This window comes from Shewanella sp. YLB-07 (assembly GCF_009377275.1).
On record NZ_VOQB01000020.1, the window covers coordinates 34,462 to 51,954 of the forward strand.

The window sequence follows — 17,493 nt, forward strand, 5'->3', positions numbered from 1 at the left end:
ATCTTATGAAGATAATTCACCGCCGAAACGGCTTAGCTCGAACTCCCTGAATCTGGCTCTCCTAGCTATCGGCTAGGTAGTTAGCGATCTCATCGAGGAATTCACCACCGAAACGGCTTAACTTACGCTCACCGACACCGTTAACAGCCAACATTTCGCCTGGACTCGTGGGGGTCATGGCCGCCATTTCGGCCAGAGTCGCATCGTTGAATACCAGATAAGGCGGAACATCCAATTCTTCAGCCAAGCGTCTACGCAGCAGCTTCAATCTGGCAAATAACTTACGATCATAATTCAATGGCGCACGAGTACTGCCACTACGACGCTTAGAAGTGGTTTGCAGTATGATTCTCGGCTCTGCCAACAATAACTCAACTTCCCCTTTGAGCACTGCTCGCGCCGAGGGGTTCAACTTGACCGATGAGCCCCGGGTAATATCTTGACTGGCAAAGCCTAAGTGGATTATCTGCCTGATGATACTCAGCCAAAATTCATGACTCTTGTCTTTGCCTATTCCCCAGGTGGATAACTTATCATGGCCGCGGTCCAACACATTGGCGGCTTTAGAGCCACGCAACACCTCGATGAGGTGATTGATGCCGAAGCCTTGCTTCAAACGATAGATGCTTGAGAGCACCTTCTGTGCATCTTGAATGCCGTTATATCGCTTAGGCGGATCTAAACAGATATCACAGTTACCACAGGGCTCTTCGGCACTCTCATCGAAATAGTGCAGCAGCACCTGACGACGACAGGTCTGCGCCTCGGCAAAGGCGGCCATGGTATTGAGCTTATGCAACTCGACCTGCTGCTGGGGACCCGGCTCAGATTGCTCTATCAGATGGCGTACCCGGCCGATATCGGCGGGGTCGAACAGCATCAAGGCCTCAGAATCTAAACCATCACGTCCGGCCCGTCCCGTCTCTTGATAATATGACTCCACGCTCTTGGGGATATCGTAATGCACCACGTAACGAACATTGGACTTGTTAATACCCATGCCAAATGCCACGGTTGCCACCACGATATCGAGTTGATCTTTCAGGAAGCGGTCTTGAACATCGGCCCTCTCCTCCTGAGTCCTGCCCGCATGATAAGAGTCGGCATTATGGCCCTGGAGTCTCAGACGCTCCGCCACCTCATCGACTCGTCTACGGCTGCCGCAATAGATGATGCCACTGGTGCCATTTTGGGCAGTAACGAACTGACGTAACTGATTAGCAGCATTGAGCTTCTCGGCCACTGTATAGCGAATATTCGGACGGTCGAAACTGGTGAGTAAGGAGTAAGGAGTAATAGTCAGACGCTGACAGATATCTTGTCTGGTGGCCTGATCTGCCGTGGCCGTCAGTGCCATAATCGGCACATGGGGAAAATACTGTCTCAGCCTGCCTAGCGCCGCATACTCGGGCCTGAAATCATGACCCCATTGGGAAATACAATGCGCCTCATCTATGGCGAAAAGCGAGATATGCAGTTCATGCAGACGGTCGATAAAGCTGGCTTGCAGCAAACGCTCGGGAGAAACATAAAGCAGTTTTAGCTCGCCGCTGTGCATCTCCCTGAGGATCCTAGCCCGCTCTTCCCCTGCCTGAGATGAATTTAGGTATCCGGCATTGACTCCCATCTGCTGCAGGCTATCGACCTGATCTTTCATCAGGGATATCAGCGGTGAGACGACTATGGTCAACCCTGGCATCTGCAATGCCGGTAGCTGATAACACAGGCTCTTACCACCACCTGTAGGCATTATCACCAAGCAATCGATACCGGCACAAATCTGCTCTATCACCTCCCGCTGGCCCTTTCTGAAGGTGCGGTAGCCGAATACCGACTGCAGGCTCGAAGAGAGTGGATCTGATTGAGGTTGCGGCATCACTTGGTCCATGGGCATCGGGAGTCTGAAATAAGGCCGACCATTCTAATAAAGCTCACGCCTCTTGTCTCTCATGATCGGCTAATGTTTGAGAATAATCTTGCATACCAAGGTAAATAAGCGATAGATTAATTGCTCTAATAATAATCAACGACCCATTTAAAGTCGTATAAGGGATGCTTATGACCAATCCAGTGCAAGCCGAAATTCTTAAGAGAGTGGCTGAAGTGTTCGATAAGCAAGTGCCATTCCATAACCTCTTGGGCATGGACATCAAACGTTATGATATCGATGGCGTCGAAGTTAGCGTCAATATGAAGCCTGAGCTTATCGGCAATATCCACCAGCAAATCCTCCATGGCGGCGTCACTGCCACGGTACTCGACGTTGTCGGTGGACTGACAGCCTTCTCGGGTTTAGTCGCCAGTCGCGATGACTGGAGCGTAGAAGAGCTACAGAGCCGCTTGCAAACTTTAGGCACCATAGATCTGAGAATCGATTACCTCAGGCCCGGCAGAGGTGAGATATTTACCGGCACCGGCACTGTGATCCGCGCCGGAAATCGCGTATCAGTCTGCCGCATGGAGCTGCATAATGAACGTGGCGATCACATTGCCTTCGGCACGGGTACTTACATGGTCGGCTAAGTCTGTAGAAGGAACGGCTTCAGAACACAGCGGTCGCAAGCTTTTCTTGCCACAGCTATGTTTGCCTGTAGCTCGCTTATTTCCAAGTGTCAGTTTTACTTTCCTGGTGTCACTCTCATGAGACAGGCAAGAAACGGTTAGTCACAGCTTTAAGCTTGAGGCTGTAAGGCTTGAGGAATACAATGAGGCACTTTCTCACTTTGTAGTTCTATTCATGCTCGATTCTGAATACCGCAAAGGCATAGTCTTTGCTATTTGTGCTTATACTCTCTGGGGCTTCGCGCCACTCTATTTCAAGTTGCTGGGACAGGTTTCCGCAACCGAGATCTTGATACACAGGGTGATCTGGTCATTCGTGTTTGTCACTATACTCATGATGACATTCGGTGGCTTCTCTCGCCTCAGACAAGTGTTGAAGCGGCCGAAGCAGCTCATGGTATTAACCTTGACCTCGATTCTGATCGCGGCTAACTGGCTACTGTTTATCTGGGCCATCAATAATGATCATATGTTGGATGCCAGCTTAGGTTATTTCATCAACCCACTGGTAAATGTCATGTTGGGCATGGCCTTTCTGGGCGAGCGACTGCGGAAACTACAATGGTTTGCCGTCGCATTGGCCGCTAGCGGCGTAATGGTTCAGTTGATCTCGTTTGGCTCAATTCCCCTGGTCTCTTTGGGTCTTGCCTGCTCATTTGGTCTCTACGGACTGCTACGTAAAAAAGTTAATGTAGATGCCAAGACAGGCTTACTGGTCGAGACCGCCATACTATTCCCGGTTGCACTCATCTACCTGCTTACCAATGTGGGCGGCTCATTAACCAACATGATGACCAACGAGATGTCACTCAATCTGCTGCTATTAGCGGCGGGCATAGTGACCACCATACCCTTGCTCTGTTTCGCCGCTGCGGCGGTGAGGATCCCACTATCAGTACTGGGCTTCATCCAATATCTCGGCCCTAGTATCATGTTTATCTTAGCTATCACCCTCTATGGCGAATCATTCGATCTGGAGAAAGGAATCACCTTCCTGTTTATCTGGGGAGCCTTGGTCGTATTCACCATAGACATGTTCTACAAACGCAAGAAACAGTAATCGACAAATTAATCATCAAGAGGCCTCTATTTCTCATCATAGAAATAGAGGCCTTGTCTCTTCTATAGCATTTTTAACACCTACTATTCAAACTTATAGCTAAACTGCAGAGTCGCACTACGTCCAGGCTCGGTATAGACCACGTAACCTCCTGGAGTAAACGGCATATCGTAGGAGCTATTGATGGTGATCTCGTCACTCAAGTTTTTCAGTACCAAGCCCAGTTGCCAGTCCGAGTCGGTATTAATCAAGGCTATCTGCGCATTGTATTTAGCAAATGCAGCCTGCTCGGTATAAGGGTTGAGATCCGCGTTGGTGAAGTAGCTGGACTTAAACACTGTCTCGGCCATCAGCCGAATGTCATAGTCGCTACTCAACTCGGTGCGATACTCGAGCCAGGTGCTACCCGATACCTTAGGCGAAAGAGCATTTGGCTGGCCTGATAGGTCGCAAGAGCTGCCATTAGCCTCCACCAGATCCGATGTTTGACTCAAACTAGTAAAGCACTTGGCACCGGTAAACTCATCCCAACTGAAATCGAGTAAACCCAGACTTCCCGACCATAACCAATCATCGGCAAACGCCCAACGACCATCCAGCTCTAGGCCGAAGGAGGTTGCCTTGGCACCATTTTCCACATAGAAGCCTGTGCTGCCATCGAAGGTCGATGTCTGCAGATCGCTGAACTCCATGTAAAACACCGCCAAATTAAGATCGGCGGCTCCGCCGTCTAAGGTGAGTTTACTGCCTAACTCGTAGGACAATACCGACTCATCATCGAACTCGAAGTTTTCCGGCAAATTTGCCCTGGCATCGAATCCGCCTGATTTCGCTCCTTTGGCGATACTGGCATAAAACATGGCATCATCAATTTGATATTTGAGCGAGAGCGCAGGAGTGAAGCTCTCTTCGGTGCGCTGAGCCCTGATACTATGATCCTCACCCGTTCTATAAATTGGGTTGGCAATATTTTGTGTATTGTTACCCAGCAACAAGGGATCCAGATAGGGATAGTCCGGACCTAACATCAGGCTATAAGCGGCTCCAGAGATCCCAGGTAGTCCGAACTGATCCAGTGCGCCTTGCAGTGCCGGCGGCGATATCAAGGGCACCTGTGAGATTGGATCCCCGGACAAAAGATCGATAAGCGTCAAGTCCCGGCTACCGTCTTTCTCTTCATGGGTATATCTGAGTCCCAGACTGACGCTCCACTGCTCATCCAGGTTCCAATCGAACTTACCGAAAGCACTCATCACCTCGGACTGAGTTCGAAACTGCCTCACCCCATCAAATTGCAGCGCATAGGCCAAAAAGTGTTCATCATAGGTGAGATCTGAATCTTGATAGTAGGCGCCTAAGATATAATTGAAGCGCTCATGTCCAGGCGACATCAGCCTCAACTCCTGGCTGAATTGACTGTACTCCTCATCGCTGACACTGCGATACAAGAGAGGTCTGGGCGTCCTGTCGCCATCATTTGAGGTATCGACCTCATAGGATTGCCATCCACTGATGGCGCTTAGAGTGTGATCACCCAGTTCATACTCTATCTTCAAGGTCTGATGACTGGCGGTGAACTCTCCGCCCTCCACCTCTCCGATTGCTGGCGTGGTCTTAGCCGATATGAGGCTGACACCATAATCCCCCAGGCTGGCCGCAAGATCTGGGTTAGCTGCGGCTAATGCAGGCTCTAAAATGCCCTTAGTATTACTGTCACCGGTAAACTCATCCTTATCCTGTTGCAACTTGAGATCTATGCTCAATTTATCCGTTGGCTGCCAGGCTAAAGATAACCGCCCCAACAGCGTCTCATGCTGGACTTCAGATTCATCAGTAATGATGTTCTTCATATAGCCATCGCTGTCCACAGCCCTAAAAGCGAAGCGGGCCTGCAGAGTATCGGCTAAGGGGCCAGATACTGCACCTTCGAACGTCAAACCATCATAGGTCATGTCATAGCTGGTATTGATGTAGCCACTGAAGTAGTCCGTCGGTGACGCTGTAGTAAGATTAAGCGCACCAGCCGTGGTGTTCATGCCAAACAGAGTGCCCTGAGGGCCACGTAAGACCTCTACCATCTCCAGATCGAGAAAGGTGCTGCGCATCAGGTGCCCACGGCCGCGATAGATACCATCGACATAGGTACCCACCGTCTGCTCGAAGCCCTGATTAGGCCCAGATCCCAGGCCGCGCATATAGATATTAAAGCCTTGGCCGGATTGACTGACACTGAAGTTACCGATCCGGCTCGACAACTCTTCTGTGTTACTGATGTTCATATTCTCTAAGGCTTCACGATTGATGGTCGCCACCGACAAGGGTACATCTTTCACACTCTCGGTACGCTTCTGGGCCGTGATTGTGATCACCTCAAGTTGACGAGCATTCTCTTGCTCTTTCTCATTACTATCATCATCTGCAAACACCAGCATAGGCGTTGAAATCATGCTGCTTATCAGCAGTTTAGTTATTATATTTAATTGCATAGTCCACTCTCTTATTTTATTTTGGGATTACGCAGATGAATACGACTTTATTCCATCTGATTTAGGCCCGCACTCCCCTGCGGGCCCGCCTTAATGTGTTATACCATTCCATATAAGTATCTGGTCAGTTCAGAGGCTCTCAGTTTTTTCAATTCAAGGCGCATTGATGAGGAAATGGTATTCCCTTTTAAGTCAATGCAACACAGAAGTGGAAACACTAAGAGCCTCACGCAGTGCGGGTTTCAAAGCCCTTTATGCTACGTTGAATGTTCTCGATATAGAATAACTATTAGCTTCAAACATTCGCCTTGCCTACAGTGCTTTGAACTCCCGCTGAATAATCAGATACTTACTCGGAATGGTATTAAATACAGGGGAAAACAGCCTCAAACATGGAAGGCATCATGTAGCGGGATTTAGGAAAGTATTCCTTCATCACAGTCTGCTCATCACCTGGCTTAAGGATTTTCTGCACCGCGTTGGGAAAGTCAGGCGAGGCGAGTAAGTTACGGATCTGCACCACAGCCATATCCTCATCGCCCAAGCCATCACCATCGGCCGCCATCTCTAGCCAGGCGACGCCACATTGGCGTTTGGCATTACGGGGCCTGTCCTCCTCACGTGAAACCACTATGGTGTAGTAGCCCTTGGCATCCAGAGGCACCTCCTCATCGAACAGGCAATCGGTTACCCGAGTGTTGGCGAAGCTCTGATTGGAACAAATAGACCAATATCTCAGGTCGGCATCGAGCTGTTCACGAGCACCATAGAAGGACTTAGTGACCTTAGGCATCTTGGCGCGGATAACCAATATCTTGCCAAATTTACGGTTCACTATGGTGCGAATGTAATTATTATCCAGGTTCGGATAGAAGCCCCCCTCAGAACGGCGACCCGCGGTGATTTTTTTACCCGAATACATGGACAACAAGAATTCTCTATCGTATTGGATGTACCAACTCGCCGGGTTGGTAGCCGGCCAGGTAGCAGGCTTATCCGGCTGATCTCTAAGGGCTATATATTGCTCTGCAGGAATGTTGAGTGCCGTGGGATCGATCCTCAAGGGTTGTCCGACATTCAAGCTGTCACAAGCTGCATTGCCTTTTAACGTCTTGCCATTACTCAGAGTTAATATCGGCTCGGGCAATGGCACACCACCTGTGATAGATGCCTGCTCATCGGGCAAATAGATACGATAAATCAACAGCTGCTGATCTTTCTTATAGGTAGGTGCATAGATGCTCTTACGCACCATATTGCGTTGCATCACGCCTCGCTCTATCTCCGGCGGAATTCCTGTCTGTACCGCGATGCGGTAGCTGCGTTTCTCAGCCAGGCGATCGGCGCCAGCCTGATAAGGATTAATATTATTTAGCTTAGGTGCCACCAGGTAATCGGCCACCGAGTCCATGGGGCGCCCTCCTTCGTCATAACTGATCAATGACTGGTAGCGTGCATGGGCAAACTCACCGTCGATCTGCAACTTGGCTCCCTTAGGTATGGTGAAAGTCGCCGCCCAATAGAAGACGTTTGCATCCGGATAGGCCACATTGATATAGGGATCGGCACTGAAAGGGCCTCGATTCCAGAAGCAGGTACGTGGGCCACCAACATCAGATGTTGGCTTCTCATAGTCTAAAGCTTGTGCCTGTGCTTGAGGTGAAGCCTGAACCGACAGGCTGCTGATGCCCAGAAAAAAAACAGATATCCATTTAAGGCGATGCGTGTTTATTATATTAGTAATTGCGTAACTCATCTTTCTCCCCAGCGGAAATGAAACACTGATGTTACTTTTCCGTAAAAGTATGTAGCTTATTAACCTAGTCGATATAGAGAGGGTCAATTGTCGCCAAATAGACAATCTCAGATAAAAGTCACCGATGAACAGCTTAAAGATTTTCTGAAATGCTCGGAGGTCTTTAATGCCTGTAAGTCTGAGGATATCGATTACATTCTGAGACAACTTAAGATTTATCATTATGATAATGAAACGGTTATCGCTCATAGAGAAGATGTGGGAGATCAGATTAGGTTTGTGATCAAGGGCAGCTTAAACATAGTAGCCACTAGCTTAGACGGTAAAGAGGTGAGGTTTCCCCCCATAGGACCTAACCGATGGATCGGCTGGATATCCTGTTTCGATGACCAAGTCTTGTCCCATGATTGGGTCGCCACAGCGAACTCAGACATCATAGTCCTCCCTGGTATTGCAATACGAAAACTATGTAGCAAGAACCCGGACTTATACCCCAAGATAATGGCGGAGATTAATCGTCAATTTAAGTTACTCATGAGCTGGACCGAGTTTGTCTCCCTGCATTCCCTCAGCGCCAGAGCCAGCATGCTGATCCAGATTCTGGCACAGATAAGTGCGACACCCATGGATAACAAGCCCGGCTGGTTACAGGTGAATGTCACTCAAGAGCACTTGGCCTCTTTCCTCAACCTATCACGCCAAACTGCCAATAAACTGCTTGTTGGATTAGAGAAGGATGGTTTTATCAGCATAGGATATCGAAAGATCCTCATCAATACCGCATACCTGAGAGCTCAGACTGGCAAATGAATCATTAGACAGATCAATTCCAAATAAAAATGCCAGCTAATGCTGGCATTTTCTATCCACAGCTACTCAGAACCTTATAGTTCTAAGGCGAGTATCTTGGATTTTCTTTGATAGTTGTACAATTGCTTCTTCTTATCTGGCAAGGTTTCCACATCGACAATATCGAAACCCTGTTCCAGAAACCAATGAATGCTGCGCGTGGTCAGGGCAAACAATTTAGAATAGCCCCTGACCCTGGCTTGACCGATAATATTTTTAAGCAGTATGCTCCCCCTGTCGGCATCCCGGTATTCTGGATGCACCACCAGACAGGCAAACTCACCGGCATTGTCTTCCTCGAACGGGTAAAAGGCCGCGCAGCCTATGACCAGGTTATCGCGTTCGATAAGCATAAACTGCTCAATCTCCATCTCCAGCTGCTCACGGGAACGACGGACTAGAATGCCCTTCTGCTCTAACGGACGGATCAGATCTAAGATCCCGCCTATATCGCCAATGCCGGCACGGCGCAGACGCTCGGCGCTCTCGGTTACAATCTGGGTACCTATACCATCTCTGGAGAAGAGCTCCTGCAACAAGGCACCATCATCCAGATAACTAACAAAGTGACAACGGGAAACACCATTTCGACAGGCATCTATGCTGGCCTTGAGAAAGGCTTTAGTACCTGGACAGACACTCGAGCTTAAGTCTAAATCGTTCAAGATAGCTTGAGCATCATTTGGCATCAACTCGGCCAGCACTTGACCCGTACTATCCAGGATGCCTTTCTGTGAGCTAAAACCTATCATCTTATCGGCTTTGAGTTTCACTGCGATCTGAGTGGCGACCTCTTCGGCTGTCAGATTAAAGCTCTCTCCCGTAACTGAAGCGGCAACGGGCCCGAGTAACACTATGCTATTACTTTCCAGCTGCCCCTTGAGGCCTTGCACATCGATACGCCTGACCTTGCCACTCAGGCAATAGTCGACACCATCATCGACACCAAGAGGCTGAGCGATAACGAAATTACCACTCACCACATTGATCTGCGCCCCCTGCATCGGGGTATTACTCAGACTCATGGAGAGTCTGGCGGTGATATCCAGCTGCAGTCCACCCACAACTTGTTTAATCACCTTAAAGGCATCTTCGTCGGTGATCCTTACGCCATTGTAGTATTCAGGCAGGATGGTTTTGTCCGCCAAAGCCTCATCAATCTGCGGCCTGGCACCATGCACCAGAACAATCTTGATCCCCAGACTATGCAAGAGGGCAATATCATTAATGATCGAACGAAATTGTTTATTAGCTAACGCCTCGCCCCCTAGCATCACCACAAAGGTCTTGCCCCTATGGGAATTGACGTAGGAAGCTGAGTGACGAAATCCATCAACGAGTTCAGTGGTACGCACGAATATATTCTCACCTTAATTCATTTATGCAAAACTGACGGCCACAGCCGTAGGTTATAACAAACATGATATTGCATTTTAATTCAAAATAAAAGCATTTATATTTAATCGTGGATATGTAAAAACTGTTTTAAAATAGGGCGCGGACTAATAAAATGAAAATAACACAAATGAATAACAATTTAGATTATTCATTTTACTCGATCTACATGACAATGCGTTGAACAAACTAAATTTTAAGCAAAAAAAAACCCCTGAATCAGGGGCTTTAGTAGAAGTTAGCAACAAGTTATTACTTGATTTTAGCTTCTTTGTACATAACGTGCTTACGGATAACGGGATCAAATTTCTTGATTTCCATCTTTTCAGGCATGTTACGTTTGTTCTTTTCAGTCGTGTAGAAATGACCAGTCTTAGCGCTAGAAACTAGCTTGATCTTCTCACGATTACCTTTAGATTTAGCCATGGTTTATTATACCTTCTCGCCGCGTGCACGAAGTTCTGCAACAACAACTTCAATACCTTTCTTATCGATAATACGCATACCTTTAGGGGTAAGACGTAGCTTAACGAAGCGCTTCTCGCCTTCTAACCAAAAACGATGGTTTTGTAGGTTAGGTAAAAAACGACGACGCGTAGAATTCTTCGCGTGCGAGCGGTTGTTACCAACCATCGGCTTCTTGCCAGTTACTTGGCATACTCTTGACATGTCAATCTTCTCCAAAACAAAATATTTTTAACGCTCGAGCATTAATGCACCTCGAACACGGCCGTCGCCTGAGGCACACAACAGAGGGCGCATTTTATACAGGATCTAAAAGCAAAGATCAAGGAATAGTTAGTCTATCCATCCCCGCTCTGCAAATGAAACTATCTCGCGATCGCCTACAACCATATGGTCTAACAAGGAAACATCTATGGTTGCCAAGGCACACTTTAATCGCTCAGTAATTCGCCTATCGGCCAGGCTTGGCTCCGCAACTCCAGATGGATGGTTGTGGCAGACAATCACGGCCGCGGCTTTTTTCTCAAGCACCAGACACACCACATCTCGTGGATAAACTGACGCTGAATCTATGGTGCCGCGGAATAATTCAACAAACTGAATTACTCGGTGCTGACTGTCCAACAACAAAATGGCGAACACTTCATAGGCACGATCCCGTAATTGTCTCATTAAATAGTCCCGAGTTAAATCAGGATCACTCAATATTTTGCCTCTTTTTAACTTTTCCGCCGAAATCCGGGTACTAAACTCAGCCGCAGCCTGAATCTGAGCAAACTTTACCGGCCCCATACCAGGTAATTTACAGACCTCCTGCTGAGAGGCCTTCAGTAGCTCCCTGAGCCCGCCGAACTCTGCGATTAGATTCCGAGCCAACTCAACGGCACTCAATCCCTTTAAGCCATTTCTAAGCACCACAGCTAACAGCTCAGAATCTGATAACTGACCGGCCCCATGGCTCAACAGTTTATCCCGCGGCCCCTCTCCTGACGGCCAATCTTTGATCCCCATCACCCCTCCTTGCGTGATTTTCAACTTATGCTGAGTATGGTCGAGTTTTCTAAAACTTGTATCCTCCACAGCCTAAGCTTTGTGATATCTTAGGCTGCAATTCAATTTAGCGACTGCATTGTTTCTCATAGGTCATCCTTATGAGCCACGGTCTATGAGCAAAAGTATGAGCCAAAGTAAGACTTCAAGCCCAACCAATAAAAATATCCTACTCGCTATAGGCGGCGGAATAGCGGCCTATAAATCAGCCGATCTTATCCGACGCTTAAAAGAGCGTGGCTTCGACGTACGTGTTGTGATGAGTCAGAGTGCGAAGGAATTTATCACTCCGCTTACCTTGCAAGCCTTATCGGGATATCCGGTGGCATCGGACCTACTCGACACCGCAGCTGAAGCGGCCATGGGTCATATAGAGCTGGCTCGATGGGCGGATCTGGTGATTGTCGCCCCGGCAACTGCCAACCTGATAGCCCGAATCAATGCAGGTATGGCCGATGAGCTTATTACCACCACTTGCTTAGCTACCGAGGCCCCAATGATACTCTGCCCGGCGATGAACCAGCAGATGTATCGTAATCAGGCGACACAAGATAACCTGGCAAACTTAGCCAAACGCGGTCTTAAGATTTGGGGACCCGCATCGGGCAGCCAGGCCTGTGGCGAAATAGGCCCTGGACGCATGCTCGAACCTTTAGATATCGTCGCTCTGGCAATGCAATTTTTCGCGCCTAAATTACTGGCGGGCCACTCACTACTGCTGACAGCCGGACCGACACGGGAAGCAATCGATCCTGTGCGTTATATCTCCAATCATAGCTCGGGCAAAATGGGCTTCGCCATCGCTAAAGCGGCGGCCGACATGGGCGCCGAGGTCACCTTAATCTCCGGACCAGTCAACCTGACGACACCAGCTGGAGTCAAACGAGTCGATGTTATCTCGACCCAAGACATGCTTGATGCTGTGATGAGCCGAGTCGATAGTCACGATATTTTCATCGGCTGCGCCGCCGTAGCCGATTATCGAGTGGCAGATGTCGCAACGGATAAGATAAAAAAATCATCCTCCAATATGCAGCTTGCCTTGGTAAGAAATCCTGATATCTTAGCCACCGTTGCCAGCCATAGTCCAAGACCATTTACCTTAGGGTTCGCCGCCGAGACCCAAGATGTCGAACGCTACGCTAAAGATAAACTAGTGCGCAAGAAACTCGATATGATTGCCGCCAATGATGTGTCTAATCCTGAACTGGGTTTCAATGCCGACAACAATGCACTCAAGGTCATTTGGGCTAAGGGCCAAGAAGATCTTCCGGCAACCGATAAGCAAACCTTGGCCAGCCAACTACTCGCCATTGTCGCCAAACGAATAGCCATTTTAAAAGATGACAAGAAATGAAGACACCCATAGAAATCAAAATTCTCGATTCACGTATCGGTTCACAGTACCCCCTCCCCGCCTACGCAACACCAGGCAGTGCGGGTATGGACCTTAGGGCCATGATTGAGACAAGTATAATCGTCGAGCCGGGTGAAACTATCTTAATTCCAACCGGTATTTCGATTCATGTTGCCGATCCTGGACTTGCGGCCATGATTTTACCGCGCTCGGGCCTGGGTCATAAACATGGCATAGTGCTTGGAAATTTAGTTGGCCTGATCGACTCCGACTACCAAGGCCCTCTTATGGTCTCTTGCTGGAACAGAGGTAGTGAACCTTTTACCTTAGAGATAGGTGACAGATTAGCCCAACTGGTGTTTGTACCGGTAATGCAGGCTGAATTTAAGCTTGTCGATGAATTTGATAATTCAAGTCGTGGCGAAGGTGGCTTTGGCCACTCAGGTACCAAATAGCAAAACACCCTATAGCTAGATATTAGCTAGCTGAGTGTGATCAATAAGAGTGACATTCACTTGCCCAAGACCCATTCAAAGGTAAATGAAGATATCACCTAGCTCCTGTCGTATTCGAGTGAAGGAAAACTAAATGGCTGCAAGCCCTAAAATTAATCGCCGCGAACATATTCTCCAATGTCTAGCCACCATGCTAGAAACCAATCCAGGACAAAGAATTACCACAGCCAAACTCGCTGCCGAAGTTGGTGTATCCGAGGCGGCCTTGTATCGTCACTTCCCGAGTAAGGCCCGCATGTTTGAGGGTTTGATAGACTTTATCGAAGAGTCGCTACTTTCACGCATCAACCTCATCATGGATGAAGAGAAAGACACCATGAAACGCTGCCAGTTATTGCTGCAACTGCTGCTTATCTTCTCCGAGCGTAACCCGGGGATCTCTCGAATTCTCAATGGCGACGCCCTTTTGGGTGAAAATGAACGCCTGCGCAGCCGGGTTAATTTGATATTTTGTAAGATAGAGACCCACCTGAAACAGATCCTCCGAGAGAAGACTTTACGTGAAGGCAAGGGTTTCAAACTGGACGAGGCGATTCTGGCGAATCTATTACTCGCCGTCGCCGAAGGACGGATCGCTCAATTTGTTCGCAGCGAATTCAAGCAAAAACCGACTCAGCACTTCGACCAACAGTGGATATTTATTCAACAGCAACTGCTACAAAGTTAACCCCATATACCCTATAGCAGCCTGTATAAAGGCTGCTGCTCCCAAAGAAAATTAATTGCAGATCCTAACCGTTTACTTTACCCTCCTCATTTAACGCATTCGCAAAAACCAACGATCTCACGTAACAATGATATCTCTATGAAACTAATTAGCTGTTTTAGTTTTACCTAGGGATATATACGTAAAATTAATAGAAACTTGTAACACGGATGTCTCAATGAAACTAATTAGTTGTTTTAGTTTTACCTAGGGATATATACGTAAAATTAATAGAAACTTGTAACACGGATGTCTCAATGAAACTAATTAGTTGTTTTAGTTTTACCTAGGGATATATACGTAAAATTAATAGAAACTTGTAACAAGGATGTCTCAATGAAACTAATTAAGTGGTTTAGTTTTACCTGCCTACTGCTAAATAGTCTGATAGGCCAAGCTCAAACAAATGATCTCATTGCCAAATTTAGCCGATCCACCGAATACTCTAATGTAAAAATATCTCCTAATGGAGAATACCTTAGTGTCTTGACCTCAAAAGAGGGAAAGAAAATGCTAATGATATTAGACGCCATCTCCAAAAAACCAATTAACGTTATTCATTTTCCCGGAAATGCTCAAGTTGGCAACTACGAATGGGTCAATCATGAGCGCATCGTTTTACAAAAAGAATACCTGAAAGGTTGGAAAGACCACCCACAATACTATGGCGAATTAATGGCTGTAAATGCCGATGGTTCCCAAGCTAAATACCTTTTTGGCTATAAAGGTGGTGAAATGCAAACGGGATCTAGGCTGAAAAAAAATACCCCCATTCGTGCCACAGCTTATATCTTAGACCCCTTGCCTAAAGATGAACGTTTCATGCTAGTTCAGGCACTGCCTTGGGGCTCAGGGGGAAGTAATACGGCAGAAAACCGACAAAGGGTCTATAAAGTTGATGTGTATAAGGGCACCCGTAAAAAAATTACCACATCCCCTATTCCTTATGCCAGATTCCTCAATGACGATGAGGGCAAGGTCCACTTTGTCAGTGGTACAAGAGATTACATTAGCTACACACTGTTTTATCGACAAGATAGTAAATGGGTAGATACAGATAAACTCAATCTAAACCTGAGCCAGATGAGCCCTATCGCTTTTGGCGAAAATAGCGACAGTGTTTATGTTGTAGGCAGTGAAAATGGCAAACCTAAAGGCGTGTATCTTGTCAACATTAAAACGGGCACAAAAAAACTAATAAGCCAAGATGAAATTGTCGACCCGAGCAACATCTGGCTTAATAAAATAAGTAAAAAACTCTACGCCGTTGAGTATGAAAATGGCTATCCGACCTATGAGTTTGTCGATAAAAAAGATACACACGCTAAATATGTTAAGCAATTACTCGCTTCATTACCGGGACATCAGATCCATCTAGTCAGTGAAACTAACGATGGCAGCCAGTTTATAATCAAAGCATTTAACGATAGGAATCCAGGAGATTACTATCTGTTCAACAGCAAAACGGTAAGGCTTGAGTATCTTGTTTCTCAAAAAAAATGGCTTGACCCAGAGCTGATGGCTGAGGTTAAACCTATCACTTTCACCAGCCGAGACGGCAAGCAGATCCATGGCTACCTCACTCTACCCAACGGCAAGGAAGCCAAGGATTTACCTCTGGTAGTCAACCCACATGGCGGTCCACATGGGCCAAGGGATTGGTGGGGATTCGACACGCAAAACCAATTAATAGCCAGCCAAGGTGCAGCCGTACTTCAGGTCAACTTTAGAGGCTCTGGTGGCTACGGATCCAGCTTTGAATATGCTGGTCACCAAAAGTGGGGAACTGAGATTCAGTATGACATAATTGATGCCACTCGCTATGTAATCGAACAGGGATATGTCGACAAAGAGCGAATCTGTATCGTCGGCGGAAGCTTCGGCGGATACTCGGCATTACAAAGCTCTATTATCGAACCCGACTTATTTAAGTGTGCGATTGGTTTCGCTGGCGTCTATGATCTTGAACTTATGTTTGAAGAGGGCGATGTTCAAGGACGAAAAGCCGGCAGAAAATACCTGACAGAAGTGCTTGGCACCGACGAAGCAGCTCTAGCTAAGATGTCTCCAAGCCATAATGTCGATAAACTCAAAGCTAAATTGTTATTAGTGCACGGAGGAGAAGACGAGCGCGCTCCTATAGAGCAGCTTGAGTCTCTTGAAGATGCACTGAAAGAAATCAACTACCCCTATGAAAAGTTGATCATGGATGATGAAGGCCACGGTTTCTATAATGATGAACACCAAGAGAAATATTACAAACTTATGATGGCTTTCCTAGAAACTAATCTCAAATTATAACCGTTAATTAACACTTCAAGCCGATTGGCTCAATCGGCTTTTTTGCTATTCCCACACAGTTTCAGGGTATAATTTATCGTCGATTCAGGGTATCCTCCATCTCTGTTTGTTATTCTAATATAATGCTAACTAGCCCATGGCTTTTAGCTAAACGAAATTAACACTCGATATTTACAGCCATAAAAACGTACAGGAAATAACCACTATCTGGATAGTGGAGGAAACTATGACATCGAAAGAAGCACAGCTCAGTGAGTCAGCACTACAAGTTCAAACGGCATTATTAGCCCGAGGACTCGAGACACCTATGCTACCTTCAGAATTTAGCGCAGAGGAACGTAAGGAGAGGATCGAACATCATATGCGCGAGATCTTAACCTTGATGTCTCTGGATCTAACCGATGACAGTCTGGTCGATACCCCACGTAGAATCGCCAAGATGTATGTGGATGAGATATTTTCCGGCTTAGATTACGCCAACTTTCCTAAGATCACCGTCATCGAAAATAAGATGGGCTTCGATGAGATGGTTAAGGTCAAAGATATCAGCCTAACCAGTACCTGTGAGCATCATCTGGTCACCATAGATGGTTTCGCGACCGTGGCTTACCTGCCACGCAAGAACATCATAGGTCTGTCTAAGATTAACCGTATCGTGCGTTTCTTTGCCCAGAGACCTCAGGTGCAGGAACGCCTCACTCAACAGGTGTTAGTGGCCTTACAGACTCTGCTTGAGACAAAAGATGTGGCGGTGAAAATGGATGCGGTGCATTACTGCGTTAAGTCTCGTGGCATCATGGATTCCACCAGCTCGACAACGACCACCGCACTAGGTGGCATATTCAAGTCAAACCCGGCGACCCGCGCTGAATTCTTAAGTAATTAAATATAGCAGATTCGAGTTTCGAGTTTCGAGTTTCGAAAAATGCTATTTCAGAAAATAAAAAACGCTGCATCATAAATGCAGCGTTTTTATTTTAGCCTTTACTCT

Annotated in this window: 15 protein-coding genes; 8 read left to right on the forward strand and 7 right to left on the reverse strand. The window is 47.1% G+C overall.

All coding sequences use genetic code 11. From position 1 onward, the window contains the following. Positions 1–61: 61 nt before the first annotated feature. The gene (gene recQ, locus FS373_RS28670; protein WP_144048427.1) at positions 62–1,894 is read right to left on the reverse strand and encodes a DNA helicase RecQ; all 1,833 of its coding nucleotides are present in this window, start codon (positions 1,892–1,894) and stop codon (positions 62–64) included. Between the two features lie 164 nt (positions 1,895–2,058). On the opposite strand from recQ, the gene FS373_RS28675 reads away from it, so the two are divergent. Both FS373_RS28675 and rarD read left to right on the forward strand, forming a co-directional pair. Continuing rightward, on the forward strand, positions 2,059–2,523 hold the full coding sequence (locus FS373_RS28675) for a thioesterase family protein (protein ID WP_112350919.1): 465 nt from the start codon (positions 2,059–2,061) through the stop codon (positions 2,521–2,523). A 214-nt stretch (positions 2,524–2,737) separates the two neighbouring features. Next, the gene (rarD, locus tag FS373_RS28680; protein ID WP_144048428.1) at positions 2,738–3,622 is read left to right on the forward strand and encodes an EamA family transporter RarD; all 885 of its coding nucleotides are present in this window, start codon (positions 2,738–2,740) and stop codon (positions 3,620–3,622) included. An 83-nt stretch (positions 3,623–3,705) separates the two neighbouring features. Here rarD and FS373_RS28685 read toward each other — a convergent pair whose 3' ends face one another. Both FS373_RS28685 and FS373_RS28695 read right to left on the reverse strand, forming a co-directional pair. Continuing rightward, complete coding sequence (locus FS373_RS28685) at positions 3,706–6,108, reverse strand: TonB-dependent receptor (protein WP_152831185.1); 2,403 nt, start codon at positions 6,106–6,108, stop codon at positions 3,706–3,708. Between the two features lie 364 nt (positions 6,109–6,472). Next, the gene (locus FS373_RS28695; RefSeq protein WP_144048432.1) at positions 6,473–7,864 is read right to left on the reverse strand and encodes a hypothetical protein; all 1,392 of its coding nucleotides are present in this window, start codon (positions 7,862–7,864) and stop codon (positions 6,473–6,475) included. An 87-nt stretch (positions 7,865–7,951) separates the two neighbouring features. Between FS373_RS28695 and FS373_RS28700 the strand changes: the two genes are divergently transcribed. Then, positions 7,952–8,674: a Crp/Fnr family transcriptional regulator gene (locus FS373_RS28700; RefSeq protein WP_152831187.1), complete on the forward strand. Its 723-nt coding sequence runs from the start codon at positions 7,952–7,954 to the stop codon at positions 8,672–8,674. A 74-nt stretch (positions 8,675–8,748) separates the two neighbouring features. Here FS373_RS28700 and argA read toward each other — a convergent pair whose 3' ends face one another. The 4 genes from argA to radC all read right to left on the reverse strand — a co-directional run bounded on the left by argA (position 8,749) and on the right by radC (position 11,584). After that, a complete protein-coding gene (argA, locus tag FS373_RS28705; RefSeq protein ID WP_144048434.1) occupies positions 8,749–10,068 on the reverse strand; it encodes an amino-acid N-acetyltransferase in 1,320 nt (439 codons plus the stop codon). A gap of 292 nt (positions 10,069–10,360) precedes the next feature. Then, on the reverse strand, positions 10,361–10,534 hold the full coding sequence (gene rpmG, locus FS373_RS28710; protein ID WP_013053319.1) for a 50S ribosomal protein L33: 174 nt from the start codon (positions 10,532–10,534) through the stop codon (positions 10,361–10,363). Between the two features lie 6 nt (positions 10,535–10,540). Then, positions 10,541–10,777: a 50S ribosomal protein L28 gene (rpmB, locus tag FS373_RS28715; RefSeq protein ID WP_144048435.1), complete on the reverse strand. Its 237-nt coding sequence runs from the start codon at positions 10,775–10,777 to the stop codon at positions 10,541–10,543. A 129-nt stretch (positions 10,778–10,906) separates the two neighbouring features. Continuing rightward, entirely contained in the window at positions 10,907–11,584 is a 678-nt protein-coding gene (gene radC / locus FS373_RS28720; RefSeq protein WP_144048436.1) for a RadC family protein, read from the reverse strand. Between the two features lie 166 nt (positions 11,585–11,750). Here radC and coaBC point away from each other — a divergent pair, with 166 nt between their 5' ends. The 5 genes from coaBC to folE all read left to right on the forward strand — a co-directional run bounded on the left by coaBC (position 11,751) and on the right by folE (position 17,388). Then, positions 11,751–12,980, forward strand: coding sequence for a bifunctional phosphopantothenoylcysteine decarboxylase/phosphopantothenate--cysteine ligase CoaBC (gene coaBC, locus FS373_RS28725; RefSeq protein WP_144048437.1), 1,230 nt, complete (start codon positions 11,751–11,753; stop codon positions 12,978–12,980). Next, positions 12,977–13,435 (forward strand): dUTP diphosphatase, encoded by a 459-nt coding sequence (dut, locus tag FS373_RS28730; RefSeq protein ID WP_144048438.1) that lies wholly within the window; start codon positions 12,977–12,979, stop codon positions 13,433–13,435. The genes coaBC and dut overlap by 4 nt, the downstream gene beginning before the upstream one ends. Positions 13,436–13,568: 133 nt before the next feature. Continuing rightward, positions 13,569–14,162 carry a nucleoid occlusion factor SlmA gene (gene slmA, locus FS373_RS28735; protein WP_144048439.1) on the forward strand — a complete coding sequence of 198 codons (594 nt, stop codon included), beginning with the start codon at positions 13,569–13,571 and terminating at the stop codon, positions 14,160–14,162. A gap of 375 nt (positions 14,163–14,537) precedes the next feature. Next, positions 14,538–16,502: an alpha/beta hydrolase family protein gene (locus FS373_RS28740; protein WP_144048440.1), complete on the forward strand. Its 1,965-nt coding sequence runs from the start codon at positions 14,538–14,540 to the stop codon at positions 16,500–16,502. Positions 16,503–16,728: 226 nt separating this feature from the next. Continuing rightward, the gene (gene folE / locus FS373_RS28745; RefSeq protein WP_077753487.1) at positions 16,729–17,388 is read left to right on the forward strand and encodes a GTP cyclohydrolase I FolE; all 660 of its coding nucleotides are present in this window, start codon (positions 16,729–16,731) and stop codon (positions 17,386–17,388) included. Positions 17,389–17,493 lie beyond the last annotated feature (105 nt).

Excerpts from the sequence above, each read along its gene's own strand:
- recQ (WP_144048427.1), bottom strand. The coding sequence starts at position 1,894 with ATGCCCATGGACCAAGTGATGCCGCAACCTCAATCAGATCCACTCTCT.
- FS373_RS28675 (WP_112350919.1), top strand. The coding sequence starts at position 2,059 with ATGACCAATCCAGTGCAAGCCGAAATTCTTAAGAGAGTGGCTGAAGTG.
- rarD (WP_144048428.1), top strand. The coding sequence starts at position 2,738 with ATGCTCGATTCTGAATACCGCAAAGGCATAGTCTTTGCTATTTGTGCT.
- FS373_RS28685 (WP_152831185.1), bottom strand. The coding sequence starts at position 6,108 with ATGCAATTAAATATAATAACTAAACTGCTGATAAGCAGCATGATTTCA.
- FS373_RS28695 (WP_144048432.1), bottom strand. The coding sequence starts at position 7,864 with ATGAGTTACGCAATTACTAATATAATAAACACGCATCGCCTTAAATGG.
- rpmG (WP_013053319.1), bottom strand. The coding sequence starts at position 10,534 with ATGGCTAAATCTAAAGGTAATCGTGAGAAGATCAAGCTAGTTTCTAGC.
- rpmB (WP_144048435.1), bottom strand. The coding sequence starts at position 10,777 with ATGTCAAGAGTATGCCAAGTAACTGGCAAGAAGCCGATGGTTGGTAAC.
- radC (WP_144048436.1), bottom strand. The coding sequence starts at position 11,584 with ATGGGGATCAAAGATTGGCCGTCAGGAGAGGGGCCGCGGGATAAACTG.
- coaBC (WP_144048437.1), top strand. The coding sequence starts at position 11,751 with ATGAGCCAAAGTAAGACTTCAAGCCCAACCAATAAAAATATCCTACTC.
- dut (WP_144048438.1), top strand. The coding sequence starts at position 12,977 with ATGAAGACACCCATAGAAATCAAAATTCTCGATTCACGTATCGGTTCA.
- slmA (WP_144048439.1), top strand. The coding sequence starts at position 13,569 with ATGGCTGCAAGCCCTAAAATTAATCGCCGCGAACATATTCTCCAATGT.
- FS373_RS28740 (WP_144048440.1), top strand. The coding sequence starts at position 14,538 with ATGAAACTAATTAAGTGGTTTAGTTTTACCTGCCTACTGCTAAATAGT.
- folE (WP_077753487.1), top strand. The coding sequence starts at position 16,729 with ATGACATCGAAAGAAGCACAGCTCAGTGAGTCAGCACTACAAGTTCAA.